The following is a 26,998-nucleotide window of genomic DNA, read 5'->3' on the forward strand; positions in this document are numbered from 1 at the left end:
GCCCCGTCTGTACTTACATCTTCCCACGCATCTGTGCGCAGTAATCCGTCGGCGGCTGTGCAGGCGTGTACCAGGCGTAATCCGCCTGCTCCGGCGCTACATGTTTGCCCACCTCGGCCAGCATCACCACCTGCAACCCTTGCGCAGCGCTCAAGTCCTGCAGGTGCAACGGAACGCCCAAATCACGTCGCGCGTGGAAGCCGCCAGCGATCATCACGGCTGGCTGCGCTGCCGCCTTGAAGCGCTCGGCCATGCGCCGGTCACGCTGCTGCTGCACCGCCAGCATTGCCGGTAGCTGGCTTTCCGGCAGCAGGCCGCAGTGGGATGCACGGATATCCTCCAGCAGGGCTTCGCGCACCGTCGATGCGGTGGAAGCCGCTCCCGGCAGCTCCGGCTTGTGCCGGTAGATATCCATGATCTCGCTGTGATCCAGGTTGGCCGCCAACAACGGCGCCGGTTGCTTGATCAGCCAGGTCAGCAGCGGGCCGTACTGCGACCAGCTCCAACCGGGCTGCCACTGCAGCGCACTGATCAGGTCGGTGGGCATGCGTCCGTTACGTGCAGCAGCCTGAGCGGCGGCAACGGCTTCCTGCTGGTTCGGATTGATCATCTCCAGCAGCACGCTGCCGCTCGCCCGGCGCTCGGCCAGGGCGCGCACCAGCCAGAGCTCCAGGGCGTGATGATCGGGATTGTCATGCTGCTCGCCCACCAGCACCCGCGGTGCGCTGGCAAGTCGATCGAGCAGTTGCGCCGGTGACAGCTGTTCGCCGCTGTGCAGGTCGCGAATCACGCCCAGTTCGGCGTTGTCGCGGCCCTCCGGGCTCTGCCAGGCCGGCAGTGGCGGCGTGGCCGGCTGGCTCTGGCAAGCCGCCACCAGCGCCAGCAGCGAAACGAGCAGAACCTTCTTCATGGCAACTCCTTGTCAGCGCGCGATGATCAACGGATGACCACGCTCCGGATGTTCCTGCACCAGCACATCAAGGCCGAATACCGTGCGCAGCGGCTCCGCCTGCAACACCTCATGAGGTGTGCCGAGCAGGTGCGCGCGCGCCTCGTGCAGCAGCAGCAGGCGATCACAGTATCGCGCCGCGAGATTCAGGTCGTGCAGGATCACCAGCACCGCCGCGCCACGCCCGGCGAACTCGCGCACGGCCTGCAGCGTGGTGTGCTGGTGCAGCGGGTCAAGCGCCGACGTCGGCTCGTCCAGCAGCAGCACCTGCTCCGTCCCGCCGGGCCAGAGCTGTGCCAGCACGCGGGCCAGATGCACCCGCTGGCGTTCACCACCGGAGAGCGCCAGGTAACTGCGCCCGGCCAGGTGCGAGGCGTCGGCGGCGATCATCGCTTCGCGGATGATTTCCGCATCGCGCTGGCGGCCACTGTCGTGAGGTAAACGCCCGAACCCCACCACCGCCTCGACCGTAAATGCAAAGCTCAGCGAGGATGATTGCGCCAGCACAGCCAGTCGGCGCGCCCGCTCGGTGCCACGCCAGGCGTCCAGCGGGCGGGCGTCCAGGCTCACTGCACCACCGGCCAGTGGCAATTCGCCGCTCATGGCACCGAGCAAGGTGCTCTTGCCCGCGCCGTTGGGCCCGAGCACGCCGAGCACTTCGCCCGGTTGCAGCGTCACGCTGACATCCTGCAGAACGGTCTGGGCACCGCGCTTGACCAGCAACTTGTCTGCGCAAAGCATCAGGAGCGCCCCCGGATCAGCAGGTAGAGAAAGAACGGCGCACCGATCAGCGCGGTGACGATACCGATAGGCAGCTCCGCGGGCGCCAGCGCCAGGCGCGCGACCAGATCGGCGAGCAGCAGCAGGATTGCGCCGCCGAACATCGAGGCCGGCAGCAGCACGCGGTGATCCGGGCCGACAAGCAGACGCAGCAGATGCGGCACCACCAGACCGATGAAGCCGATCATCCCGGCCGCCGCCACCGCCGCACCGACGCCCAGCGCGGTGCAGAGGATCAATTCGATTTTCAAGCGCTCGACGTCAAAGCCCAGGTGGCGTGCTTCCGACTCGCCCAGCAGCAACGCATTCAATGCATTCACCCGACGCGGCAGCCAGCAGGCCACCAGCAGGCTGATCAGTAGCAGCGGCCAGAGTCGCGGGTAGCTCGCGCCATTCAGACTGCCGAGGTTCCAGAAGGTCAACGTGCGCAGCGTGGCGTCGTCGGCAAGGTAGGTGAACAGCCCGATCAGCGCGCCCGCCAACGCCGTCAGTGCAATGCCGGCGAGCAGCATGGTCGCCACGCTGGTCTGGCCATTGTGGCGACCCAGGCGGTAGACCAGCGCTGTCACCAGCAGGCCACCGGCAAACGCGCACGCCGACAGCAGATAAGGCGCGAAAGCCTCGGGCAAGCCACCAATGGATGCGCCGAAGACAATGGCGATGGCCGCCCCCAGCGCGGCTCCGCTGGAGACTCCGATCAGGCCGGGGTCGGCCAGCGGGTTGCGGAACAAACCCTGCATCGCTACCCCGGCCAGCGCCAGCACGCCGCCAGTGGCGATGCCCAGCAAGGTGCGTGGCAGGCGAATCTGCCCGACGATCAGTTCGGCCTGGCCGAGCCCATCAGCGGACACCGGCAGCCCAAGCATGTGCGCCAGTGCACGCAGGGTATCGCCCAGTGGCAGGCTCACCGGCCCAAGGGCCAGTGAGAGCCAGACGACCAGCAGCAGGAGGAAACCAAGGAGCAGGAACAGCGGTCGAGCGGTAACGATCCGGGTCAAGGACGACTTTCCGTGTTCAGGGCCTGCGCGGAAGGATAAAAGGCTCGAGAGAGGCTAGCCAGCCCATCCGGAATGCGCGGCCCCAGGCCACCGACCAGCAGGGTCGGATCGAGCACCAGCACGCGGCCGTCACGCAGCGCGCTGGTCGCGGCAAGGCCGGGGTTCTGCTGGGTCAGTGCGGCGCGAGCCTGGTCACCCTCCAGGGCGCGGTCGCTGAGCACCACCACCTGCGGATTCAGCGCGGTAAGGGCTTCGGTCGACAGCGTCTTGTAACCCTTGTGGGTCGCCAGGTTGCGGCCACCGGCATGCTGGATCAGCCAGTCCCCGGAAGTACCCTGGCCGGCTACCAGCAGGTTGCCGCCGGCGTGCCCGACCAGCAGCACGACACCGGGCGCGGCCTGCGCGGACTGGGCTTTCTTCAACCACGCGTCCTGCGCGGCGAGGCGTGCATCGAAAGCCGCCGCGGCCTGCCTGGCCCTGTCCGGCGCACCAAGCAGCTCACCCAGACGCTGAATGGTCTCGTGCACAGTCTTCTCGTCGGCCGTGGCCGACAGCGTCTCGATCCGTACGCCGGCGGCGCGCAGTTGCTGCAGGACCGGCGGCGGGCCCATTTCCTCGCTGCCCAGCAGGATGTCCGGTTTCAGCGCGAGGATGCCTTCGGCGGCGAGCTGCCGCTGATAGCCGATCTTCGGCAGTGCCTGGAGCGAGGCCGGGTGCAGGCTGGTGGTGTCGACGCCCACCAGCCTGGCTTCGCCGCCCAGCGCGACGACCCATTCGCTCAGCGAACCGCCGGCGCTCACCCAGCGCTGTGGCAACGCGTCGGCCAGCACGCTGGTGGCAGTCAGGCAGAGACCGGCGAACAGCGCCCGTGCAGTCATGGACGATTTCATGAGTCGCTCCTCAGCGTGCCGGGAAGGATTCGGCAAGTTCGCGCCAGCCCTGCAACTCCGGAACGCCTGGCTTGCGCGCGCCGAATAGCTGCAGCACCAGCTCGCCATTGGCGTCGAAGGCTTCCCAGCTGGTCACCACACCATCGCTGCTGGGCTTGCGCACGCGCCACAACTCGACCACGCCCGGCGTCTTCAGGTGCAGGTTGAATTGCGCGTCGAGGACGTTGAACCAGTCGTCCATCCACTTGAGGTTTTCCACGGTGCCGGTGTGGATCTGGATGCAGTGGGCATTGCCGACGAAGATCATGATCGGCAACTGCTGTGCCCCGGCCGCCTCCAGCAGGCGCGGCAATTCGGCGGTGGCCAGCGGTTCGGCCCACTCGCGGCCGGCCAGGCGCAGCGCCTGGGTACGCTGGACCTTGTGCTTCTTCAGCAAGGCAAAGAAATGGTGGGTGTCCTTCAGGGCCGCCCAGCCCTCACGCAAGGCTGCAACGTCGACGTCGCTGTCGGCCAGCGCAGCGGCCTTGGGCTCGAGCGCCACCAGCTGCAGATCGGCGCGCTGCTCGGCAGCAGTGAAGCTGTGCACCAGCGCTTCCCAGGCGGCGAGATCGCTCTGCTCGGTAAGGAAGACCTTGTGCACGGCGGTGCCCTGGCGGTCGAACACCTGGATGCTGCGCTGGGTGCCGTGGGCTGTCTCCTCGCTGATGGCGAAGGCGCTGGCCCAGCCACCAAGGAACAGCCGCAGGTCGATGTCCGGGGACACCACCAGGCCCATCTGGCCATTGGCGGATACGGTAACGTCGCGGTACGGTCCCTTGCGCTCGTGCACACAGTGCTCGTTGCGGGTCAGCGCCATGATCTGGCCCAGCGCTCCCAGCGCCGGCAGCAGCGCGGCCCAGTCGGTGCGGAGGCGCACGGCGTCAACCCCCAGGCGGCTGGCCGTCAGCTCGGCCTCGCTCACCTCCAGATGTTGCGCCGCATCACGGGCGCGCAGGCGCGGTTTCTCGGCGCGCAGGGCTTGCCAGGCGCGATACAGCTCGGAGGCCGGCGCAGTCAGGGTCGTCATTGCAGAAATCCTCATTCGTGGGGGCGCTTGCCACAAGTCAGGCAGCATGGACGAACCTTGCCACAGGAAATTCAGGAAATCTATTTGATAATTATTTGCATTAATTTACAGAGGCGCTTAAGGTCGGCGCCGATTTCGCCGGGGCACCCGGCGAGCACCGGCTTCAGCACACGGAAGTGCACCCTCTTCCGGTCCTGCCATCCACGCGCGGATAATGGCCGCCCTGATGGAGACCGTGTCGAATGATCCTGCTCTGCGCGCCGCATGACCTGGCCGAAGGCCAGAGCCGGGGCTTCAAGACCCAAGGCCTGAACCTCTTCGCCGTGCGCCGCGAAGGCCGCGTGTACGCCTACCGCAACCGCTGCCCACACCGGGAAATTCCCTTGGGCTACGACGCCGAGAATTTTCTCGATACCAGCGGCCGCCTGCTGCAATGCGGCCATCATGGCGCGCTGTTCCTGATCGAGACCGGCGAGTGCATCCAGGGCCCGTGCCTGGGCGATGTGCTGGAGGCGTTGCCATGCCATGAAGACGAGCGCGGCATCTGGCTGGAAGAGCGGGTCGACGAGGCTCAGGGGTAGAAGCGGTACTGCGCAGGTTCGCGAGCAAGCTCGCTCCTACAGGATCAAGAACTCCTCACCCCGGCCCTCGCCCGCAAGCGATAGAGGGGACCGCCCTGCACCGTGCCGCTCCTTGTATGAGCGAGCTTGCTCGCGAACAGCCCAACACCAGAGCAGCAGCCGAGCAACTAGAGCAACACCTGCAGCGGCCGGTCCAGAACAATCTCCCGGGTATCGATCCGCGCCCCATACGCCAGCACCTCCACTCCCGCATTGCGCGCTTCTACCAGCGCCGCCGCATAGGCCGGATCGATCTCCTTCGCCGGGCGCACCGCTTCGATCTCCGACAGGTTCACCGCGTACAGCAACACCGCGCGCATCCCCTGGCGCGCCAGCGCCGCCAGCTCGCGCAGGTGCTTGGCGCCACGCAGGGTGACGGCATCGGGGAAGGCCGCGACCGGGGTGTCGGCGAAGCCCAGGGTCACGCTCTTTACCTCCACGAACACAGGTTTGCCGGCAACCATCAGGCGGAAGTCCGCGCGGCTGTTCTCCTGCCCGTAGGCAACCTCGCGGCGCAGTTCATCGAAGTCGGCCAACTCGGTGACCTTGCCGGCCAGCAAAGCCTCCTCCACCAGCCGATTGGCCCGCCCTGTGTTCACGCAGGCCAGCCGGCCCTGCGGAGTCTCCACCAGCTCCCAGGTGCCCGGCAGCTTGCGCTTGGGGTCATCGGAGCGGCTGAACCAGACACGGCAACCTTCGCTCATGCAGTTGAGCATCGACCCGGTGTTCGGGCAGTGGATGGTGAGCAGCTCGCCGCTGGCGGTCTCGATATCCGCCAGGAAGCGCTTGTAGCGCTTGATCAGGCGCGCCTCTTCCAGCGCTGGCTCGAAGCGCATCAGGGACGCCAGGTCTTCAGGCCGCGGGCAATACGCTCCACCGCCTGTTGCAGACGCTCGACACTCTGCGTGTAGGCGAAACGCACATGGTGCGACGCCTGGTATCGGCCGAAGTCGACGCCAGGGGTGAAGGCCACGTGTTCGGTCTCGATGAAGTGCTGGCAGAAGGCGAAGGCATCGCCACCGAAAGCGCTGATATCGGCATACAGATAGAAGGCGCCCTCCGGCTCCACGGCAATGCCGAAACCCAGTTCGCGCAGGGCAGGCAGCAGGTAGTCGCGGCGCCGGCGGAACTCCTCGCGACGCTCCTCGAGGATCGCCAGGGTCGCCGGCTCGAAGCAGGCCAGCGCGGCATGCTGGGCCATGCTCGGCGCGCTGATGTAGAGGTTCTGCGCCAGTTTCTCCAACTCTCCTACCGCGTCTTGCGGCGCCACCAGCCAGCCGAGGCGCCAGCCGGTCATGCCGAAATATTTGGAGAAACTGTTGAGGACGAAGGCGTCGTCATCCACTTCCAGCACGCTGGACGCGTCGATGCCGTAGGTCAGGCCATGGTAGATCTCGTCCACCACCAGGTGGCCGCCACGCGCCTTGAGCGTGGAAGACAGTGCAGCGAGTTCATCCTTGTGCAACAGGGTGCCCGTAGGATTCGCCGGCGATGCGGCCAGAGCGCCTACACTGTCCTGATCCCAGTGCCGTTCGACGAGCTCCGGGGTGAGCTGATAGCGGCTCTCCGGTCCCACCGGCACCAGTTGTGCGGCGCCTTCCACCAGGCGCAGGAAGTGGCGATTGCACGGGTAACCCGGATCGGCCAGCAACCAGTGCTTGCCCGGATCCACCAGCAGGCTGCTGGCGAGCAACAAGGCGCCGGAGCCACCGGGCGTGACCAGAATGCGCTGCGGGTCGATCGACAGGCCGTAGCGCTGGGCGTAGAAGCCGGCGATGGCTTCGCGCAGAGCCGGCAGGCCACGTGCGGCGGTATAGCGCGTGTGACCATTTGCCAGGGCCTTCTGCCCGGCCTCGACGATGGGCGCGGCGGTGGTGAAATCCGGCTCGCCGATCTCCAGGTGGATAACGTCGTGGCCCGCGGCCTGCAGCTCATTGGCCCGCGCCAGCAGCGCCATGACGTGGAAAGGTTCGATGGCGCGGCTGCGCGCACTGAAGGTGGTGGCCATGGAATATTCCGAACTTTGCGACAGAGCCGGGATTCTAACAGGCCACTGATGAATACTGGGGCAGCAGCGCCGCTAAAGCGCTGCCCTCGGAAAATGCAGGCTTCGTCTGGAAATTACCTGCGATCCTGCCCAGGTTTGCAGAAAAGCCCGCTTGACGTGACCAGCGGGTCGGCAACCTGGCGATCAGACCATGTGCGGGCACTGTCAGGCTCGACAACCGGGAGTAGCGTCCCCGTTATCGTTCTGGTAAGTTCGCCCGCTGCGAGCGCGGGGCCGGCGGTGCCGGAGAGGGACCATCCGCGAGAGGATTAGCGAGAGTGAGAGGCGGTCATCCATGCCCACCAAAGCAAAACAACAGAGCAGCCAACTGATTCGTGGCTTCGAGCCCTACCAGGAAACCAAGGGCGAGGAGTACATGAGTGATCGCATGCGCGCGCACTTCACCTCCATCCTCAACAAATGGAAAGTTGAGCTGATGGAAGAAGTGGACCGCACCGTGCACCACATGCAGGACGAAGCGGCAAACTTCCCGGACCCGGCCGACCGTGCCAGCCAGGAAGAAGAGTTCAGCCTCGAACTGCGCGCCCGCGACCGTGAGCGCAAGCTGATCAAGAAGATCGACGAGACCCTGCAACTGATCGAAGACAACGATTACGGCTGGTGCGATTCCTGCGGCGTCGAGATCGGCATCCGCCGTCTGGAAGCCCGCCCCACCGCCACCCTGTGCATCGATTGCAAGACCCTGGCGGAAATCAAGGAAAAGCAACTGGGCTCCTGAGCCTGGTTGATCCCGAACGGGGCGCTGCGGCGCCCCGTTTCGTTTCCGCCGTTTATTAGAGAGCCGCTGTTCCGCCTGCACTTTCAAGAGCCGCCATGCCTGCCACCCCGTACATCGGACGCTTCGCCCCCACCCCCAGTGGCTACCTGCACTTCGGTTCGCTGGTCGCCGCCGTCGCCTCCTACCTGGATGCACGTTCGGTGGGGGGAAAGTGGCTGGTGCGCATGGAGGACCTCGACCCGCCGCGCGAAATGCCCGGCGCCCAGGCAGCCATCCTGGAAACCCTTGAACGCTATGGCTTCGAATGGGACGGCCGGGTAGAGCGCCAGAGCGAGCGGGGCGACGCCTATGCCGCTCAGGTCGAACAATGGTTGCGCAGCGGCCTGGCCTACGCCTGCACCTGCTCGCGCAAGCAACTCGAAGGCACGCACGGCATCTACCCCGGCACCTGTCGCGACGCCCAGCATGACTGGCACGACGACGTCGCCATCCGCATCCGCGTGCCGGAACTGGACTATCGCTTCATCGATCGCCTGCAGGGCGAGTTCCACCAGCACCTGGGACGCGAGGTGGGCGATTTCATCATCCGCCGCCGCGACGGGCTGTTCGCCTATCAGCTGGCAGTGGTACTGGACGATGCCTGGCAAGGTGTTACCGACATCGTTCGCGGCGCCGACCTGCTGGACAACACGCCGCGCCAACTCTACCTGCAGGAGTTGCTGGGCATTGCCGCCCCGCGCTACCTGCACGTGCCGCTGATCATCCAGCCGGATGGCCACAAGCTCGGCAAGTCCTACCGCTCGCCGCCGCTCGCCGCCGACCAGGCCGCCCCCCTGCTGGTGCGCGCGCTGAAAGCGCTGGGGCAGAAGCCGCCCGCCGAGCTGCTGCATGCTTCGCCGGGCGAAGTGCTCGCCTGGGGTATCAGCCATTGGGACACCAGCGCCATCCCCCACAGCCTGACGCTGGAAGACGCCCAGCTCTAGACTGGTCGTACAGGGCACCTGCAGGAACTGCCTGTCTGTAGGAGCGAGCTTGCTCGCGAACAAGCCCCGCAGCGGGATTCGGATTCGCGAGCAAGCTCGCTCCTGCATGGCTTGCGGCCGCTCGGTGCCAGACAAGGCCGGCGGCCGGCTTGCCGGCAACTGTGCGCACAGGTAGCCTGCCCGCCGAACCAAGAGAGAGACGACATGTACATCTACCGACTGGTGTTGCTCCTGGTCGTGGGCATCTACCTGTTCTCACCGGCCATCATGGACTGGTGGATCGATCCCCACGGCGCCTGGTACCGCCCGTATCTGCTGTGGCTGATCCTGATCGTCGTCACCTTCATCCTGCAGAGCCAGCGCGATGCTGACGAGCTTTAGCCTCACCCAGCTGATCCTGATCAGCGCCGCCTACCTGATGGTCCTTTTCGGTGTCGCCTGGATCACCGAGCGCGGCTTCATTCCGCGCCGGCTGGTGCGCCACCCGCTGATCTACACCCTGTCGCTGGGCGTGTACGCCAGCGCCTGGGCCTTCTATGGCACGGTCGGGCTGGCTTACCAGTACGGCTACGGCTTCCTGGCGATCTACCTGGGCGTCTCCGGCGCCTTCCTGCTCGCCCCGGTGCTGCTCTATCCGATCCTGCGCATCACGCGGGCCTACCAGTTGTCGTCGCTGGCCGACCTGTTCGCCTTCCGCTTCCGCAGCACCTGGGCCGGCGCGCTGACCACACTGTTCATGCTGATCGGCGTACTGCCGATGCTGGCACTGCAGATCCAGGCAGTGACCGACTCGATCAGCATCCTCACCCGCGAATCCGAGCCCAACCGCGCGGCGCTGGCGTTCTGCGCACTGATCACACTGTTTGCCATCCTCTTCGGCGCACGCCACATCGCCACCCGCGAGCGTCACGAAGGGCTGGTGATGGCGATCGCCTTCGAGTCACTGGTGAAGCTGGTAGCGTTATGCTCCATCGGCCTGTTCGCCCTCTACGGGGTATTCGGTGGCCCGGACGGCCTGGAGGTCTGGCTGCTGCAGAACCAGGAAGCCCTGAGCACCCTGCACACGCCGCTCGCCGAAGGGCCATGGCGCACGCTGCTGCTGGTGTTCTTCGCCGCGGCCATCGTCATGCCGCACATGTTCCACATGACCTTCACCGAGAACCTCAACCCGCGCTCGCTGCTCAGCGCCAGCTGGGGCCTGCCGCTGTTCCTGCTGCCGATGAGCCTGGCGGTGCCGCCAATCCTGTGGGCCGGCCTGCACCTGGGAGCATCGACCAATCCGGAATACTTCACCCTCGGCCTGGGCATCTCGGTGGACAGCCCGGCCCTGGCGCTGACCGCCTTCGTCGGCGGCATTTCCGCCGCCAGCGGCCTGATCATCGTGATGACCCTGGCACTCTCGGGCATGGTCCTCAACCACCTGGTGCTACCGCTCTACCAGCCACCTGCAGAAGGCAACATCTACCGCTGGCTGAAGTGGACCCGCCGTGCACTGATCGCCGCGATCATCATGGCCGGCTATGCCTTCTACCTGCTGCTGGGCGCCGAGCAGGACCTGTCGAACCTGGGCATCGTCTCCTTCGTCGCCACCCTGCAGTTCCTCCCCGGCGCGCTGGCCGTGCTCTATTGGCCGACCGCCAACCGCCGCGGCTTCATCGCCGGCCTGGTGGCGGGCATGCTGGTGTGGGGCGCGACCATGCTCATCCCGCTGGTCGCGAACATGCAGAGCATCTACCTGCCGCTGTTCAATTCGCTCTATGTACTCGACGACACCACCTGGCACCTGGCGGCACTCGCCTCACTGGCGGCCAACGTGCTGGTGTTCACCCTGGTCTCGCTGTTCACCGAAGCCAGCGATGAGGAGAAGGGCGCCGCCGAAGCCTGCGCCGTGGATAACGTGCGCCGCCCGCAACGCCGCGAGCTGATCGCCGTTTCCCCTCAGGAATTCGCCAGCCAGCTTGCCAAGCCACTGGGCGCGAAGACCGCCCAGCGCGAAGTGGAACAGGCCCTGCGCGACCTGCACCTGCCCTTCGACGAACGCCGCCCCTACGCCCTGCGCCGCCTGCGCGACCGCATCGAAGCGAACCTCTCCGGCCTGATGGGCCCGAGCGTGGCGCAGGACATGGTGGAAACCTTCCTGCCCTACAAGGCCAACAGCGAAAGCTACGTCACCGAAGACATCCACTTCATCGAGAGCCGCCTGGAGGATTACCACTCCCGGCTCACCGGCCTGGCCGCCGAGCTCGACACCTTGCGCCGCTACCACCGCCAAACCCTGCAGGACCTGCCGATGGGCGTGTGCTCGCTGGCCAAGGACCAGGAAATCCTCATGTGGAACCGCGCCATCGAGGAACTCACCGGAGTCAGTGCACAACGCGTGGTCGGCTCGCGCCTGGCCGCCCTTCCCGATCCCTGGCGCGGCCTGCTGGAAGGCTTCATCGACGCGCCCGACGAGCACCTGCACAAGCAGCGCCTGTCCATCGAGGGCCAGACCCGCTGGCTGAACCTGCACAAGGCGGCGATCGAGGAACCCCTCGCCCCCGGTAACAGCGGCCTGGTATTACTGGTCGAAGACCTCACCGAAACCCAGTCGCTGGAAGACAAACTGATCCACTCCGAGCGCCTGGCCTCCATTGGCCGCCTCGCCGCCGGCGTCGCCCACGAAATCGGCAACCCCATCACCGGCATCGCCTGCCTGGCGCAGAACCTGCGGGAAGAACGCGAAGGCGATGGTGAGCTGACTGAAATCAGCGGGCAGATTCTCGAGCAGACCAAGCGCGTTTCGCGCATCGTGCAGTCGCTGATGAGTTTCGCCCACGCCGGCGGCAAGCAGGTCGCGGCCGAACCGGTATGCCTGGCGGACGTCGCCCATGAAGCCATCGCCCTGCTGTCGCTGAACAAGCGCAGCGTCGACGTGCAGTTCTTCAACCTGTGCGATCCGGAGCACTGGGTCGAGGGCGATTCCCAGCGCCTGGCTCAGGTACTGATCAACCTGCTGTCCAACGCCCGCGACGCCTCCCCGCCCAACGGCGCGATCCGCGTGCGCACCGAAGCCTCGGAGCAGACCATCGACCTGATCGTCGAGGACGAAGGCAGTGGCATACCCAAATCGATCATCGACCGCCTGTTCGAGCCGTTCTTCACCACCAAGGACCCGGGCAAGGGAACCGGCCTGGGCCTCGCGCTGGTCTATTCGATCGTGGAAGAGCATTATGGGCAAATCACCATAGACAGCCCGGCAGACCCGGAACGCGAATGCGGTACCCGCATCAGCGTCACCTTGCCGCGGCATCCTGGCCCGACGGCCGAGCAGTAAACGAGCACGTCGAGAGAGCTGAATACATGGCACATATCCTCATCGTCGAAGACGAAACCATCATCCGTTCCGCCCTGCGACGATTGCTCGAGCGCAACCAGTATCAGGTCAGCGAAGCTGGCTCGGTACAGGAGGCCCAGGAGCGCTACAGCATCCCGTCGTTCGACATGATCGTCAGCGACCTGCGCCTGCCCGGCGCGCCCGGCACCGAACTGATCAAGCTGGCGCAGGGCACCCCGGTGCTGATCATGACCAGCTACGCCAGCCTGCGCTCGGCGGTGGACTCGATGAAGATGGGCGCGGTGGACTACATCGCCAAGCCGTTCGACCACGACGAGATGCTCCAGGCCGTGGCACGCATCCTCAAGGATCGCCAGGAGAACCGTAACGCCCCCGCCGAAGCCCGCGGTAACGCCAAGGCTGCCGAGCGTAGCAGCGGTAACACCGCCGCCGCGGATGGCGAGATCGGCATCATCGGCTCCTGCCCCCCCATGCAGGAGCTCTACACCAAGATCCGCAAGGTCGCGCCCACCGACTCCAATGTGCTGATCCAGGGTGAATCCGGCACCGGCAAGGAACTGGTCGCCCGCGCGCTGCACAACCTCTCCAAGCGCACCAAGGCGCCGCTGATCTCGGTGAACTGCGCGGCGATCCCGGAAACCCTGATCGAATCCGAACTGTTCGGCCACGAAAAAGGTGCGTTCACCGGCGCCAGCGCTGGTCGCGCAGGCCTGGTGGAAGCCGCTGACGGTGGCACGCTGTTCCTCGACGAGATCGGCGAACTGCCGCTCGAGGCCCAGGCACGCCTGTTGCGCGTACTGCAGGAAGGCGAGATTCGCCGCGTGGGCTCGGTGCAATCGCAGAAGGTCGATGTGCGCCTGATCGCCGCGACCCACCGCGACCTGAAGATGCTGGCCAAGACTGGCCAGTTCCGCGAAGACCTCTATTACCGCCTGCACGTCATCTCGCTGAAGCTGCCGCCCCTGCGCGAACGCGGCCCCGACGTGATGGAAATCGCCCGCTCCTTCCTGGCGCGCCAGTGCTCCCAGATGGGGCGCCAGGCGCTGACCTTCTCCCACGAGGCTGAACAGGCCATCCGTCACTACCCGTGGCCGGGTAACGTGCGCGAACTGGAGAACGCCATCGAACGTGCAGTGATCCTCAGCGAGGGCCAGGAGATCCCCGCCGACCTGCTGGGCATCGACATCGAACTGGATGATCTGGACGACGACTTCGGCGATGACGGCGACCTGCGCCCGAGCAACGGCAGCGCCAGCAACCACGAGCCCACCGAGGATCTGTCGCTGGAAGACTACTTCCAGCACTTCGTCCTCGAGCACCAGGACCACATGACCGAGACCGAGCTGGCCCGCAAGCTGGGCATCAGCCGCAAATGCCTGTGGGAACGCCGCCAGCGCCTGGGCATCCCACGCCGCAAATCCGGCGCATCGGCTGACTCGTAACACGTTTCACACTGTTACCGGAGACAAGCTCCGTAACAAAAGCCGGGTTCATCGGTAACGGGAACCCGGCTTTTTTGTGCCTGCCCGGCAAGGGCGAATCAGCGCAAACCCTTGAAAAATAAGGATTCGCAAAAGTTGGCACGGCATCTGCTTTGTTATTGGTACAACAACAATAACAAGCACGACCACTCACAATAAGAACAAGACGAAACGACTCCAGCACAACAAAAACAAGATCGCGGAGGCGCAGCTAACTGATTCTTTTGGAGAAGGGTAGCCGTCGGGAGAAGTCCCGCAACCAGTCAAGAAGAATAAAACTGTCTTGAGGCAGCACGCAAAACTGGTTGGATCGCAAGATCATTGCTCACTCAGCGACCAAAGCAATCCGTTTGCTATTGAAACCTTCCATGTGTGGAAGGTTCCCCGAAGCAGGTAGCTTCGAGGGACGGGTCTACAAACAAAAACAACAAGCCCGGTAAACATAATAAAAACAAAGCACGCACCTATTTGGGGGGGAGCCTCGGCTCCCCCAGTAGCTTTCGCTACACTCTCCTCCTGTCTCCCCGCAAGTCCCTTTCCCCAGTTTTCTTCATCATCCCACCCCACAATGCTAGAATCGCCGCGGCGCAGAAGGCGGCCGATTTGCTGCCAATTGTTTCCAGGCAGCGGCAGACACCCGCTATTCTCCAGGAATCGCCGTCAACAAGCGGCGCCGCGTACGCCATCCATACATCCATTCCCGATAGTGCACACATGCTGAAAAAGCTGATCCAGTCCATCCGATCCCCACTGCGCCGTCCGCGCGCCGTCCGCACTACTCCGGAAGTCGTTGGCAATCATCAGCACTCGCTGCGGCGAGACCAGTTCAGCAGGAACGCGGTGAACGTCGTGGAGCGCCTGACCAAGGCCGGCTACCAGGCGTACATCGTCGGCGGGGGCGTTCGCGACCCGCTGCTGGGCATTCCCCCCAAGGACTTCGACGTGGCCACCAGCGCCACTCCCGAGCAGGTGCGTGCCGAATTCCGCAATGCGCGGGTGATCGGCCGCCGCTTCAAGCTGGTCCACGTACATTTCGGCCGCGAGATCATCGAGGTCGCGACCTTCCGCGCCAACCATCCGGTCAGCGAAGACGACACCGATAGCGCCCATGCGTCCCGCAACGAGGCCGGCCGCATCCTGCGCGATAACGTCTATGGCACCCTGGAAGACGACGCGCAGCGCCGCGATTTCACCATCAACGCCCTGTATTTTGACGTTACCGGCGAGCGCATCCTCGACTACGCCCATGGCGTGCGCGATATCCGCAACCGCCTGATCCGCCTGATCGGCGACCCGGAGCAGCGCTACCTCGAAGACCCGGTGCGGATGCTGCGGGCCGTACGCTTCGCCGCCAAGCTGGACTTCGAGATCGAGAAGCACAGCGCCGCGCCGATCCGCCGCCTGGCACCGCTGCTCAACGAGATTCCCTCCGCACGCCTGTTCGACGAGGTGCTCAAGCTGTTCCTCAGCGGCAAGGCCGAGCGCACCTTTGAGTTGCTCAACGAATACGACCTGTTCGCTCCGCTGTTCCCGGCAAGCGCCAAGGCGCTGAAGGAAAACCCCGAATACGCCGGCAAGCTGATGCGCCAGGCCCTGGCCAACACCGACGAGCGTATTCGCCTGGGCAAGCCGGTCACTCCGGCCTTCCTGTTCGCCGCACTGCTCTGGCCGGCCCTGCCCGCCCGCGTGCTGAAGCTGCAGGACCGCGGCATGCCGCCGATCCCGGCGATGCAGGAGGCGGCCCACGAGCTGATCCTCGAGCAGTGCCGGCGCACCGCGGTGCCCAAGCGCTTCACCATCCCGATCCGCGAGATCTGGGATATGCAGGAGCGCCTGCCGCGACGCCAGGGCAAGAAGGCCGACCTGCTGCTGGAAAACCCGCGTTTCCGCGCCGGCTACGACTTCCTCCTGCTGCGCGAGAGCGCCGGCGAGGAAACCGGCGGCCTCGGTGACTGGTGGACCGACTACCAGGAAGCCAGCGACGGCGAACGCCGCGGCATGATCCGCAACCTGGCCAGCCAGCAGGAAGAAGGCGGCAGCGCCGCACCGCGCAAACGCCGCCGTGGCGGCAGCAACCGCCGTCGTCGCGGCCCGCGTACCGAAGGCGCCAGCAGCGAATGAGCGAACGCGTGTACATCGGGCTCGGCAGCAACCTCGCCGAGCCGCGCCAGCAGCTGGAAGCCGCGCTGAAGGCGCTGGCGCAGGTCCCCGCCACCAAGGTGGCGGCGGTCTCCCCGCTGTATGCCAGCGACCCGCTGGGCCCGCCGGACCAGCCGTGCTACGTGAATGCGGTGGCGGCACTGGATACCGATCTGGAGCCGCTCGCCCTGCTCGATGCCCTGCAGGCCATCGAACTGGAGCAAGGCCGCGTGCGCAAGGACGAGCGCTGGGGGCCACGCACCCTGGACCTCGATATCCTGCTGTTCGGCGAGCGCGTGATCGACGAGCCGCGCCTGAGCGTGCCGCATTACCACATGCACGCCCGCGCCTTCGTGCTCTACCCGCTGGCGGACCTCGCCCCACACCTGCGTTTCCCCGATGGGCGCAGCCTTCCCGAGCTGCTCGCCGCCTGTCCGTTCAGCGGCCTCGAGCGTCTGTCCTGATGCATGCTGCGCCCCAGGCGCGGGGCGCACTGGCAGTAACGCCGTAACAACGCGGTAACACCTGCAATTGACTTAGCCTTTTTCGATCCGGACTATAGGGCCCCGTTTGCCCCTGCCCGGCGCAGAACCGAGGACACTTTCATGCCTGATGTCACCCTGACCACCCTGCAAGGTCTCAAGCAAAGCGGCGAAAAGATCGCGATGCTGACCGCCTACGATGCCACTTTCGCCCACACCGCCAGTCTTGCCGGTGCCGAAATGCTGCTGATCGGTGACTCCCTGGGTATGGTCCTGCAAGGTCACGACAGCACGCTGCCGGTGACCGTGGAGGATATGGCCTACCACACTGCCGCGGTGAAACGCGGTAACAAGGGCGCGCTGATCGTCACCGACCTGCCGTTCGAATCCGGTACCTCGCTCGACCAGTTGCTGCGCGACTCGGTGAAGGTCATGCAGGCCGGCGCCCACATGGTCAAGCTCGAAGGCGGCGCCTGGCTCGCCGAGCCGATCATTCGCCTGGCCCAGATGGGCATCCCGGTGTGCGCGCACCTTGGCCTCACCCCGCAGGCCGTCAACCTGTTCGGCGGCTTCAAGGTGCAAGGTCGCCAGGAAGCCCAGGCGCGCCAGTTGCGCGCCGATGCCATCGCCCTGGAGCAGGCCGGCGCCGCCGCGCTGTTGCTGGAATGCGTGCCGTCCGCCCTGGCGAAGGAAATCACCGAAGCGGTGAAGATCCCTGTCATCGGCATTGGCGCGGGCAGCAGCACCGACGGCCAGGTGCTGGTGATGCACGACATGCTCGGCCTGTCGCTGTCCGGTCGTTCGCCGAAGTTCGTGAAGAACTTCCTCGAAGGCCAGCCTGACATCCAGTCCGCCTTCGCCGCCTACGTGAAGGCTGTCAAGGACGGCACCTTCCCCGGCCCGGAGCACGGTTTCGCCTGATGAATACAGTCAAGACAGTTCGCGACTTGCGTGCCGCCGTGGCGCGCGCCCGTAGCGAAGGCAAGCGCATCGCGCTGGTGCCGACCATGGGCAACCTGCACGCCGGCCACGCCGCCCTGGTGACCAAGGCCAGTCAGCGCGCCGACTTCGTGGTGGCGAGCATCTTCGTCAACCCGCTGCAGTTCGGCCCCAGCGAGGACCTGGACAAGTACCCGCGCACCCTGGCGGCAGACCAGGAGAAGCTGCTCTCCGCCGGCTGCCACCTGCTGTTCGCCCCCACCGTCGAGGAGATGTACCCGGACGGCATGGACGGCCAGACCCGTCTGCACGTCACTGGCGTCTCCGAGGGCCTGTGCGGCGGCAGCCGACCGGGCCACTTCGATGGCGTCGCCACCGTCGTCTGCAAGCTGTTCAACATGGTTCAGCCCGACATGGCGCTGTTCGGCGAGAAGGACTTCCAGCAACTGGCGGTGATCCGCAAGCTGGTGCGCGACCTGAACCTGCCGATCCAGATCTTCGGCGAGCCCACCGTGCGCGCCGACGACGGCCTGGCCCTGTCGTCGCGCAACGGTTACCTGACGGAAGAGCAACGCGCCATCGCACCGGTCCTGCAGAGCACCCTGAAGCAGCTGGCCGAGCGCATTCGCCAGGGTGAACGAGACTTCCCTGCGCTGCTCGCCGAGGGCAGCCAACAGATCGAAGCGGCCGGCCTGCGCATCGATTACCTCGAAGCCCGCGAGCCCATCGGCCTGCGTCCGGCCAGCGCGGAAGACCATCAGTTGGTGATCCTGGTCGCCGCCTTCCTGGGCACCACCCGGCTGATCGACAACCTCGCCTTTCACATCGACTGATTCCCCGCCCGTTACCCGAATTTTCGCCTCGAAGCCGCGCCAACCGCGGCCTTGAGCGACTTCGGGTGCTCGGGCATACTCGCCCCGCTCTCCTCGACCAGAAGAAAAACAGGAGCCACGCCATGCAGAGCATCATGCTCAAAGCCAAACTGCACCGCGCCGAAGTCACCCACGCCGTGCTCGACTATGAAGGCTCCTGCGCCATCGATGGCGAATGGCTCGACCTCGCCGGCATCCGCGAGTACGAACAGATCCAGATCTACAACGTCGACAACGGCGAACGCTTCACCACCTACGCCATTCGTGGCGAAGAAGGCTCGCGGATGATTTCCGTCAACGGCGCCGCCGCCCACAAGGCCAAGGTAGGTGACCGGGTGATCATCTGCGCGTACGCTCAGTTCAGCGACGCCGAGCTGGAAGGCTACCAGCCGCGCATGCTGTACATGGCGCCAGGCAACGAACTCAGCCACACCAGCAACGCCATCCCGGTTCAGCTCGCCTGAACCGAAGTGACAAGCCCGGAACAACCGGGCTGTCGCAAGGTCAAGAGCCACAAGTTCAAACACGCACGTCTTACCTGAAGGTACGTCATGGAACACCACCGCACCCCGCTGGATGCCACCCAACTGGCAAGCTGGCAGGCATTGGCCGCCCACCGCCAGGATCTGCAGAACTTCACCATGCGCGAGGCATTCGCCGAGGACCCGGAGCGCTTCAAGCGCTTCTCCATGAGCGCCTGCGGCCTGTTCCTGGACTTCTCGAAGAATCTGATCCACCAGGACACCCTCGACCTGCTGGTGAAGCTCGCGGAGGAGGCGAAGCTGGGCGAAGCCATCCAGGCGATGTTCCGTGGTGAGGTGATCAACGCTTCGGAGCGCCGTCCGGTGCTGCACACTGCCCTGCGCCGCCCGATCGGCGACAAGGTGCTGGTGGATGGCAAGGACGTGATGCCGGAAGTGCATCGCGTGCTGCACCAGATGACCGAGCTGGTTGCCGCGGTGCACAACGGCTTGTGGCGCGGCTATACCGAGAAGCCGATCACCGACGTGGTGAACATCGGTATCGGCGGCTCATTCCTCGGCCCGCAGCTGGTCTCCGAGGCGCTGCTGCCGTTTGCCCAGAAGGGCGTGCGCTGCCACTACCTGGCGAACATCGACGGCAGCGAGTTCCGCGAAATGACCGCCAAGCTCAACGCCGAGACCACGCTGTTCATCGTCTCGTCGAAGTCCTTCGGTACCCTGGAAACCCTGAAGAACGCCCAGGCCGCCCGCGCCTGGTACCTGGCCCAGGGCGGCAGCGAGGCGGAGCTGTACCGCCACTTCATCGCGGTATCCAGCAACAAGGAGGCCGCCGCGGCCTTCGGCATCCGCCCGGAGAATGTCTTCCCCATGTGGGACTGGGTCGGCGGCCGCTATTCGCTGTGGTCGGCCATTGGCCTGCCGATCGCCATGTCGGTGGGTATCAACAACTTCAAGGAGCTGCTGTCCGGCGCGTACAGCATGGACCAGCACTTCCTCACCTCGCCGTTCGAGAAGAACATCCCGGTGCTGCTGGGCCTGCTCGGCGTCTGGTATGGCGACTTCTGGGGCGCACGCAGCCATGCGATCCTGCCCTACGACTACTACCTGCGGAACATCACCGACCACCTGCAGCAGCTGGACATGGAGTCCAACGGCAAGAGCGTGCGCCAGGACGGTAGCCCGGTCTCCGCCGGCACCGGCCCGGTGATCTGGGGCGGCGTGGGCTGCAACGGCCAGCACGCGTACCACCAGTTGCTGCACCAGGGCACCCACCTGATCCCGGCCGACTTCATCGTCCCGGTGTCCAGCTACAACCCGGTGGCCGACCACCACCAGTGGCTCTACGCCAACTGCCTGTCGCAGAGCCAGGCGCTGATGGTCGGCAAGAGCCGCGCCGAGGCCGAGGCCGAGCTGCGCGCCAAGGGCGTGGACGAGGCCGAAGTGCAACGCCTGGCGCCACACAAGGTGATCCCGGGCAATCGCCCGAGCAACACCCTGGTGCTGGAGCGCATCAGCGCCCGCCGCCTGGGCGCGCTGATCGCCATGTACGAACACAAAGTCTACGTGCAGAGCATCCTCTGGGGCATCAACGCCTTCGACCAGTGGGGCGTGGAACTGGGCAAGGAGCTGGGCAAGGCCGTCTACGGTCGCCTGGTCGGCAGTGAGGAAAGCACCGCCGAGGATGGCTCCACCCAGGGTCTGATCGACTTCTTCCGCGGTCGTCATCGCGGCTGACCCGGGAAATGGACGGAGGCGCGCCTGCGCGTCCGTCCGCACCCTAGCGGCAGAAGCGCTGCCGAAACTCTCCGGGCGTCACACCCAGCGCCTGCACGAAGGCGCGCCGCAGGTTGTACTCGCTATCGAAGCCGGCTTGCAGCGCAACGCGCTTGAGTGACGATTCTCCCGCCTCCAGCAATTGGCTCGCCCTCTCCAGGCGCAGCGCCAGCAGCAACTTCGCCGGCGTCATGCCCATTTCCGCCTGACAATGCCGGTGCAGCGAGCGCGATGACATGGCCATCCACGCCGCCATTTCCTCGACGTCGAGCACCTGCGCCAAGTGGTCCCGTAGCCATTCCACCAGGCGCTCCATCTGCCCACCCGGTGGTGCCTGCTGCGCCAGCAGTTCGGCACTGAACTGACGCTGGCCACCCGGGCGACGCAGGTACATCACCAACCCGCGAGCGACCCGCAGCGAAAGCTCACGGCCGTGATCTTCCTCCAGCAGGCTCAGGCAGAGGTCCATCCCGGCGGTAACACCGGCGGAGCTGTAGATCGTCGAGTCACGCACGAATAGCGCGTCGTGCATCACCCGCAAACGGGGAAACAGGCGCTGTAGGAGTTCAGCGTAACGCCAATGGGTAACAACCGGCCGGCCCTCCAGCAGGCCGGCCTGAGCCAGCAGAAACGCTCCGGTGCACACCGAAGCACAACGCGCGGCATGCCCTGCGGCCTGCGCCAGCCAGCTCGCGACTGCGCCGTCCTGCATGGCCGCCTGCACCCCATGGCCACCCGCGATCAACAGGGTGCAGCCAGCAGCTTGGCGAGGGTCGGGCAAGGCCCTGGTCGCCAGTTCCAGCCCCGTGCTGGAGCGAACCAGCCCACCTGAGGGAGAAATCGCCTCCAACTGGTACGCCGGCCTGGCAGCCGCCGGCAAATGCTCATCGACCGCGGCAAACACATCGGCCGGCCCGGTGGCATCGAGCAACTGGAAGTCGGCGAAGACCAGCAACAGAACACGATGGGGAGCACTCATCCAGGCGTTTCCCTTGAAGAGGATTGGCGGATATTCATCCATCAGTGGCGGAAGCGACAGAAGAATCACCCGCAGGATGGAAATCCCCACCCCCGGAGACGGCCATGCACTCCTTCCCGCTACTGCTCTGCCTGCTGCTCTGCAGCCTTTGCGCCCGAGCCGACGATGAGACGCTCGCGCCCTATCAACCGCGCTTCGGCCGCGAACGCCCGGTCATCGCCGTCGTCGCGCAGAACCGCATGACCGAACTGGCCGACTACGTCGTCCCCCTCGGCATACTGCGGCGCTCAGCGGCGGCGGAGGTGCTCGCCCTCGCCACGGAGCCCGGGCCGGTGCAACTGATGCCAGCCCTGCGACTACAGCCACAGGCCAGCCTGGACGCCTTCGAACAACGTTATCCACAGGGCGCTGACTACCTGATCGTGCCCGCTGTGCACGACAGCGCAGACCCCGCCCTGCTGGCCTTCGTCCGGGCGCAAGCCGCGCAGGGCACAATCATCATCGGTATCTGCGACGGTGTACTGGTACTCGGCAATGCCGGCCTGCTGCACGGCCGGCGCGCCACGGGGCACTGGTATTCGCGCAGCCAGCGTCAGCGGGAGTTTCCCGATGCGCGCTGGATCGAGAATCGCCGCTACATCGCCGACGGCAACATCATCACCACCTCCGGTGTTACCGCGGCGCTACCGGTATCGCTCGCACTGGTGGCGGCTATCGCCGGGCAGCCCAGAGCTGCCCGGCTCGCTCGCGAGTTCGGCGTGCAGGACTGGTCAGCCCAACACGACAGCCAGCGCTTCAGCCTGGGCGCCAGTGGCTACCTGACCGCCGCCGGCAACTATCTGGCGCTGTGGAACCACGAGGACTTCGATGTTTCCCTGGAGCCAGGCTTCGATGAAGTCAGCCTGGCACTGGCCGTGGATGCCTGGGCGCGCACCTTCCGCAGCGAAGTGCAGGCCACTGCAGCACACCCCGTCACCAGTGCCGGGGGCCTGATCTTCCTCCCCGACCAGGCCGACAGGCATCCGCCACTGCCCGGACTCGGTGCCACGGCGATCCAGACGCTCGACAGAGCACTCGATGCCATCGCCCGGCGCTACGGTGAAGCGACCCGGCAACTGGTCGCTGCCCAGCTGGAATACGCCTCGCCTGAACAATCCGGCCACCTGGCGCGTCGAAACAACATGGACAACCCTTGAACCCGCCATGCCTTGGATGCACCCTTGAGGGCATCTCGGCTCAACAACAACAAGGATTCCCCATGTACGAGATCAGCCTTCACCCCGTGCCGGAGGCCGTACGCAAGCGTGCCTACCTCGACAACGATGCCTACCAGCGCCTCTACCGGCAGTCGGTAGACGACCCGGAAGCCTTCTGGGGCGAGCAGGCCAAGGCCTTCCTCGACTGGTTCAAGCCCTGGCACTCGGTGCACCGCGGTGACCTGGCGAAGGGCCAGGCGTCCTGGTTCAAGGGCGGCCAGCTCAACGTCACCTACAACTGCATCGACCGCCACCTGGAACAGCGCGGCGAGCAGGTCGCGATCATCTGGGAAGGCGACAACCCGGCCGAGTCCGCCAACATCACCTACCGCAAGCTGCACAGCCACGTCTGCCGCCTGGCCAATGTGCTGAAGAGCCGCGGCGTGGAGAAGGGCGATCGGGTCTGCATCTACATGCCGATGATCCCCGAGGCGGCCTACGCCATGCTGGCCTGCGCACGAATCGGCGCGATCCACTCGGTGGTATTCGGTGGATTCTCCCCGGATGCCCTGCGCGACCGTATCAACGACGCCGATTGCCGTACGGTGATTACCGCCGACGAAGGCGTGCGCGGCGGCAAGTACATCCCGCTGAAGAAGAACGTGGAAAAGGCCCTGGCCGACTGCCCGAACGTCTCCACGGTGGTGGTGGTCGAGCGTACCCAGGGCGAGATCCCGTGGGTCGAAGGGCGTGACCTCTGGTACCACGAAGCGCTGGGCGAAGTCAGCGAGGACTGTGCTGCGGAGCCGATGGACGCCGAGGACCCGCTGTTCATCCTCTACACCTCCGGCTCCACCGGCAAACCCAAGGGCGTGCTGCACACCACCGGCGGCTACCTGCTGGGCGCGGCGATGACCCACAAGTACGTGTTCGACTACCACGACGGCGACATCTACTGGTGCACCGCGGACGTCGGCTGGGTCACCGGCCACAGCTACATCGTCTATGGCCCGCTGGCCAACGGCGCCACCACCCTGATGTTCGAAGGCGTGCCGAACTACCCCGACGCCTCGCGCTTCTGGCAGGTGATCGACAAGCACCAGGTGAACATCTTCTACACCGCACCGACCGCGATCCGCGCACTGATGCGCGAGGGCGAGGCCCCCGTGCAGAAAACCGACCGCAGCAGCCTGCGCCTGCTGGGTTCGGTGGGCGAGCCGATCAACCCGGAAGCCTGGGAGTGGTACTTCAACGTGGTCGGCGAGCAGCGCTGCCCCATCGTCGACACCTGGTGGCAGACCGAAACCGGCAGCATCCTGATCACCCCGCTGCCCGGCGCCACCGATCTCAAGCCAGGCTCGGCCACTCGCCCCTTCTTCGGTGTGCAACCGGTACTGCTGGATGAGCAGGGCAAGGAAATCGACGGCCCCGGCTCCGGTGTGCTCGCCGTCAAGGCCAGTTGGCCCAGCCAGATCCGCAGCGTCTATGGCGATCACCAGCGGATGATCGACACCTACTTCAAGCCCTACCCCGGCTACTACTTCACCGGCGACGGCGCGCGCCGCGACGAGGATGGCTACTACTGGATCACCGGTCGCGTGGACGACGTGATCAACGTTTCCGGCCACCGCATCGGCACCGCCGAGGTGGAGAGCGCGCTGGTACTGCATGACTCGGTCGCCGAGGCTGCCGTGGTCGGCTATCCGCACGACCTCAAGGGCCAGGGCATCTACGCCTTCGTCACGACCATGAATGGCATCGAACCCAGCGACGCGCTCAAGCAGGAGCTGCTGGCCCTGGTGAGCAAGGAGATCGGCAGCTTCGCCAAGCCGGAAATGCTGCAGTGGGCGCCGGGCCTGCCCAAGACCCGCTCGGGCAAGATCATGCGGCGCATCCTGCGCAAGATCGCCTGCAATGAACTGGAAAACCTTGGCGACACCTCGACCCTGGCCGACCCCAGCGTGGTGCAGGGGCTGATCGACAACCGCCTCAACCGTTGACCCGCGCTACAGGCCACAGGGGCAAAGATGCTAGGTTTAGAGAACAGACCTGTCGTCCTTGCCCCGAGGCCTGTCCGCCGCAATGGAAACCGTACGTCGTCATATCGAAAGCCAGGTACTCAGCCTGACCGGCCTCGCCCTGGGCGGGGTCGACTTCGAGTCGCCCAAGGGCGACCCCGGCCTGTTCGGGCCGGACTCCGTGAGCTGGAGAGTCCACGGTGACTTCAGCTCGATGCTCATCGGTGGTATCAGCGCCCTGCTCCTGCAGATGCTCCATCCGGGCGCACTGGGTGGCGTGTGGGACCACTCCAACTTCCGCGCCGACATGCTCGGTCGCCTGCGCCGCACCGGGCAGTTCATTTCCGCCACCACCTATGGCTCGCGCGGCGACGCCGAGAAACTGATCGAGCGGGTGCGCCGTATCCACGACAACGTCCATGGCACGCTGCCCGATGGCTCGTCCTACGCCGCCAGCGACCCGGACCTGCTCACCTGGGTGCACGTCGCCGAAGTCAGCTGCTTCCTCGCCTCGCACCTGCGCTACCTGAACCCGAATCTTCCCGGAGAGGAACAGGACCGTTACTACGACGAGATCGCTCTCATCGCCGAGCGACTCGGAGCGCGCGACGTTCCGCGCTCCCGTGCGGAGGTTGCCGCCTACCTGCAACGCATGCGGCCACAGCTTCGTTACGACGAACGCACCCGCGAGGTGGTCAGCGTACTGTTCAACGCACCCGCCCCCAGCTTCCTCGCCAAGCCCTTTGGCATGTTGATGATGCGCGCCGGCATCGACCTGCTGCCCGACTGGGCCGCCGACCAGCTCGGCCTCAGCCTGGGCAGCCTGCAGCGCCAGCTGATCCGCTCCAGCGTGAAGCGCAGCGTGCCGCTGCTGCGCTGGGCAGTGCGCAATGGCTCGCTGCACCGCGCACGCCGTCGCATGGGACTACCGCCTCTGCGCTGAAACGTGACTACCCGGTTCGCGGGGTGGTGAGCCGGCGGCGGGCGTGCAACCATGACCCTTCGCTGCGGCCTCGCCGCTCCCGACAGAGGATTCGTGTCATGCAAGAAGTCGTCATCGTCGCTGCCACCCGTACCGCCATCGGCAGCTTCCAGGGCTCGCTTTCCGCGCTGCCGGCCCATGAGCTGGGCGCCGCGGTGATTCGCAGCCTGCTGCAACAGACCGGCCTGGACCCGGCCCGGGTCGACGAGGTGATCCTCGGCCAGACCCTGACGGCCGGCGCCGGCCAGAACCCGGCACGCCAGGCCTCGATCGCTGCCGGGCTGCCCAACAGCGTGCCCGCGATGACAATCAACAAGGTCTGCGGCTCCGGCCTCAAGGCTCTGCACCTGGCCGCACAGGCCATCCGTTGCGGCGACGCCGACGTGGTCATCGCCGGAGGTCAGGAAAGCATGAGCCTCGCCCCCTACGTCATGCCCGGCGCCCGCACCGGCCTGCGCATGGGCCACGCCAAACTGATCGACAGCATGATCCAGGACGGCCTGTGGGACGCCTTCAACGACTACCACATGGGCATCACCGCCGAGAATCTGGTGGAGAAGTACGGCATCAGCCGCGAAGAGCAGGACGCCTTCGCGGCCGATTCCCAGCGCAAGGCCGTTGAGGCCATCGAAGCCGGCCGTTTCAAGGCGGAGATCACGGCTATCGAGATCCCCCAGCGCAAGGGCGATCCGCTGCGCTTCGACACCGACGAGCAGCCGCGCGCCGGCACCACTGCCGAATCTCTGGGCAAGCTCAAGCCGGCGTTCAGGAAGGACGGCAGTGTCACCGCTGGCAACGCCTCAACCCTCAATGACGGCGCCGCTGCCGTGCTGTTGATGAGCGCCGCCAAGGCCGCCGAGCTCGGCCTGCCGGTACTGGCTCGCATTGCCGCCTATGCGAACGCGGGCGTGGATCCGGCCATCATGGGCATCGGGCCGGTCTCGGCCACCCGCCGCTGCCTGGAGAAAGCCGGCTGGCAGCTTGCCGACCTGGACCTGATCGAAGCCAATGAGGCATTCGCCGCCCAGGCTCTGTCGGTGGGCAAGGAGCTGGATTGGGATGCTGCGAAGGTGAACGTGAACGGGGGCGCCATCGCCCTTGGCCATCCCATCGGCGCATCGGGCTGCCGCGTGCTCGTCACCCTGGTGCACGAGATGCTCCGCCGGGACGCGAAAAAGGGCCTCGCGACGCTCTGCATCGGCGGTGGGCAAGGTGTGGCGCTGGCCCTGGAGCGGTAACAACCCAG

The 26,998-nt window shown here is 65.8% G+C and carries 24 protein-coding genes; 16 read left to right on the top strand and 8 right to left on the bottom strand.

The features are described 5' to 3' along the window. Window positions 1–13: 13 nt before the first annotated feature. From L6D89_RS04245 to L6D89_RS04265, 5 genes are read right to left on the bottom strand one after another with little or no spacing between them, the layout of a single operon-like run. Complete coding sequence (locus L6D89_RS04245; protein ID WP_236198879.1) at window positions 14–910, bottom strand: ChaN family lipoprotein; 897 nt, start codon at window positions 908–910, stop codon at window positions 14–16. A gap of 12 nt (window positions 911–922) precedes the next feature. Beyond that, window positions 923–1,690, bottom strand: coding sequence for a heme ABC transporter ATP-binding protein (locus tag L6D89_RS04250; RefSeq protein ID WP_236198880.1), 768 nt, complete (start codon window positions 1,688–1,690; stop codon window positions 923–925). Further along, complete coding sequence (locus L6D89_RS04255; protein ID WP_236199274.1) at window positions 1,690–2,673, bottom strand: FecCD family ABC transporter permease; 984 nt, start codon at window positions 2,671–2,673, stop codon at window positions 1,690–1,692. Before L6D89_RS04255 ends, L6D89_RS04250 begins: the two co-directional genes overlap by 1 nt. Window positions 2,674–2,723: 50 nt before the next feature. Continuing rightward, on the bottom strand, window positions 2,724–3,617 hold the full coding sequence (locus L6D89_RS04260) for a heme/hemin ABC transporter substrate-binding protein (RefSeq protein ID WP_236198881.1): 894 nt from the start codon (window positions 3,615–3,617) through the stop codon (window positions 2,724–2,726). Window positions 3,618–3,627: 10 nt separating this feature from the next. Continuing rightward, window positions 3,628–4,683 carry a hemin-degrading factor gene (locus tag L6D89_RS04265; RefSeq protein ID WP_373874928.1) on the bottom strand — a complete coding sequence of 352 codons (1,056 nt, stop codon included), beginning with the start codon at window positions 4,681–4,683 and terminating at the stop codon, window positions 3,628–3,630. 242 nt (window positions 4,684–4,925) lie between these two features. Between L6D89_RS04265 and L6D89_RS04270 the strand changes: the two genes are divergently transcribed. After that, complete coding sequence (locus L6D89_RS04270) at window positions 4,926–5,264, top strand: Rieske (2Fe-2S) protein (protein ID WP_236198882.1); 339 nt, start codon at window positions 4,926–4,928, stop codon at window positions 5,262–5,264. A gap of 167 nt (window positions 5,265–5,431) precedes the next feature. On the opposite strand, the gene sfsA is transcribed toward L6D89_RS04270, so the two are convergent. Both sfsA and L6D89_RS04280 read right to left on the bottom strand, forming a co-directional pair. Then, window positions 5,432–6,139: a DNA/RNA nuclease SfsA gene (gene sfsA / locus L6D89_RS04275; protein ID WP_236198883.1), complete on the bottom strand. Its 708-nt coding sequence runs from the start codon at window positions 6,137–6,139 to the stop codon at window positions 5,432–5,434. Beyond that, on the bottom strand, window positions 6,139–7,311 hold the full coding sequence (locus L6D89_RS04280) for a pyridoxal phosphate-dependent aminotransferase (protein ID WP_236198884.1): 1,173 nt from the start codon (window positions 7,309–7,311) through the stop codon (window positions 6,139–6,141). The genes sfsA and L6D89_RS04280 overlap by 1 nt, the downstream gene beginning before the upstream one ends. Before the next feature lie 334 nt (window positions 7,312–7,645). On the opposite strand from L6D89_RS04280, the gene dksA reads away from it, so the two are divergent. The 11 genes from dksA to pgi all read left to right on the top strand — a co-directional run bounded on the left by dksA (window position 7,646) and on the right by pgi (window position 20,538). Beyond that, window positions 7,646–8,089, top strand: coding sequence for an RNA polymerase-binding protein DksA (gene dksA / locus L6D89_RS04285; protein WP_015478905.1), 444 nt, complete (start codon window positions 7,646–7,648; stop codon window positions 8,087–8,089). A 95-nt stretch (window positions 8,090–8,184) separates the two neighbouring features. Beyond that, window positions 8,185–9,072 (top strand): tRNA glutamyl-Q(34) synthetase GluQRS, encoded by an 888-nt coding sequence (gene gluQRS / locus L6D89_RS04290; RefSeq protein WP_236198885.1) that lies wholly within the window; start codon window positions 8,185–8,187, stop codon window positions 9,070–9,072. A gap of 204 nt (window positions 9,073–9,276) precedes the next feature. Next, window positions 9,277–9,453 carry a hypothetical protein gene (locus L6D89_RS04295; protein ID WP_015478907.1) on the top strand — a complete coding sequence of 59 codons (177 nt, stop codon included), beginning with the start codon at window positions 9,277–9,279 and terminating at the stop codon, window positions 9,451–9,453. Continuing rightward, entirely contained in the window at window positions 9,437–12,388 is a 2,952-nt protein-coding gene (locus tag L6D89_RS04300; RefSeq protein ID WP_236175860.1) for a sensor histidine kinase, read from the top strand. Before L6D89_RS04295 ends, L6D89_RS04300 begins: the two co-directional genes overlap by 17 nt. Before the next feature lie 26 nt (window positions 12,389–12,414). Next, complete coding sequence (locus tag L6D89_RS04305; protein ID WP_236175861.1) at window positions 12,415–13,851, top strand: sigma-54-dependent transcriptional regulator; 1,437 nt, start codon at window positions 12,415–12,417, stop codon at window positions 13,849–13,851. A 753-nt stretch (window positions 13,852–14,604) separates the two neighbouring features. Continuing rightward, window positions 14,605–16,011, top strand: coding sequence for a polynucleotide adenylyltransferase PcnB (locus L6D89_RS04310; protein ID WP_236198886.1), 1,407 nt, complete (start codon window positions 14,605–14,607; stop codon window positions 16,009–16,011). Beyond that, window positions 16,008–16,493, top strand: a complete 486-nt coding sequence (gene folK, locus L6D89_RS04315) for a 2-amino-4-hydroxy-6-hydroxymethyldihydropteridine diphosphokinase (protein ID WP_236198887.1) — start codon at window positions 16,008–16,010, stop codon at window positions 16,491–16,493. The genes L6D89_RS04310 and folK overlap by 4 nt, the downstream gene beginning before the upstream one ends. Window positions 16,494–16,634: 141 nt before the next feature. After that, the gene (gene panB / locus L6D89_RS04320; RefSeq protein ID WP_236175864.1) at window positions 16,635–17,432 is read left to right on the top strand and encodes a 3-methyl-2-oxobutanoate hydroxymethyltransferase; all 798 of its coding nucleotides are present in this window, start codon (window positions 16,635–16,637) and stop codon (window positions 17,430–17,432) included. After that, a complete protein-coding gene (gene panC, locus L6D89_RS04325) occupies window positions 17,432–18,283 on the top strand; it encodes a pantoate--beta-alanine ligase (protein ID WP_236175865.1) in 852 nt (283 codons plus the stop codon). Before panB ends, panC begins: the two co-directional genes overlap by 1 nt. 122 nt (window positions 18,284–18,405) lie before the next feature. Continuing rightward, window positions 18,406–18,786, top strand: a complete 381-nt coding sequence (gene panD, locus L6D89_RS04330; RefSeq protein WP_017518923.1) for an aspartate 1-decarboxylase — start codon at window positions 18,406–18,408, stop codon at window positions 18,784–18,786. Window positions 18,787–18,873: 87 nt separating this feature from the next. Further along, window positions 18,874–20,538: a glucose-6-phosphate isomerase gene (gene pgi, locus L6D89_RS04335; protein ID WP_236198888.1), complete on the top strand. Its 1,665-nt coding sequence runs from the start codon at window positions 18,874–18,876 to the stop codon at window positions 20,536–20,538. 43 nt (window positions 20,539–20,581) lie between these two features. On the opposite strand, the gene L6D89_RS04340 is transcribed toward pgi, so the two are convergent. After that, window positions 20,582–21,646, bottom strand: coding sequence for a GlxA family transcriptional regulator (locus L6D89_RS04340; RefSeq protein ID WP_236198889.1), 1,065 nt, complete (start codon window positions 21,644–21,646; stop codon window positions 20,582–20,584). 14 nt (window positions 21,647–21,660) lie between these two features. On the opposite strand from L6D89_RS04340, the gene L6D89_RS04345 reads away from it, so the two are divergent. The 4 genes from L6D89_RS04345 to L6D89_RS04360 all read left to right on the top strand — a co-directional run bounded on the left by L6D89_RS04345 (window position 21,661) and on the right by L6D89_RS04360 (window position 26,990). Further along, on the top strand, window positions 21,661–22,752 hold the full coding sequence (locus tag L6D89_RS04345; protein ID WP_236198890.1) for a DJ-1/PfpI family protein: 1,092 nt from the start codon (window positions 21,661–21,663) through the stop codon (window positions 22,750–22,752). A 62-nt stretch (window positions 22,753–22,814) separates the two neighbouring features. Next, window positions 22,815–24,752, top strand: a complete 1,938-nt coding sequence (gene acs, locus L6D89_RS04350) for an acetate--CoA ligase (protein WP_236198891.1) — start codon at window positions 22,815–22,817, stop codon at window positions 24,750–24,752. Window positions 24,753–24,834: 82 nt separating this feature from the next. Next, window positions 24,835–25,713: an oxygenase MpaB family protein gene (locus tag L6D89_RS04355; RefSeq protein ID WP_236198892.1), complete on the top strand. Its 879-nt coding sequence runs from the start codon at window positions 24,835–24,837 to the stop codon at window positions 25,711–25,713. Between the two features lie 98 nt (window positions 25,714–25,811). Further along, window positions 25,812–26,990 (top strand): acetyl-CoA C-acetyltransferase, encoded by a 1,179-nt coding sequence (locus L6D89_RS04360; RefSeq protein WP_236198893.1) that lies wholly within the window; start codon window positions 25,812–25,814, stop codon window positions 26,988–26,990. Window positions 26,991–26,998: the final 8 nt, after the last annotated feature.

The sequence above is a fragment of the Pseudomonas pseudonitroreducens genome (assembly GCF_021603645.1).
Taxonomy (GTDB): Bacteria; Pseudomonadota; Gammaproteobacteria; order Pseudomonadales; family Pseudomonadaceae; genus Pseudomonas; species Pseudomonas pseudonitroreducens.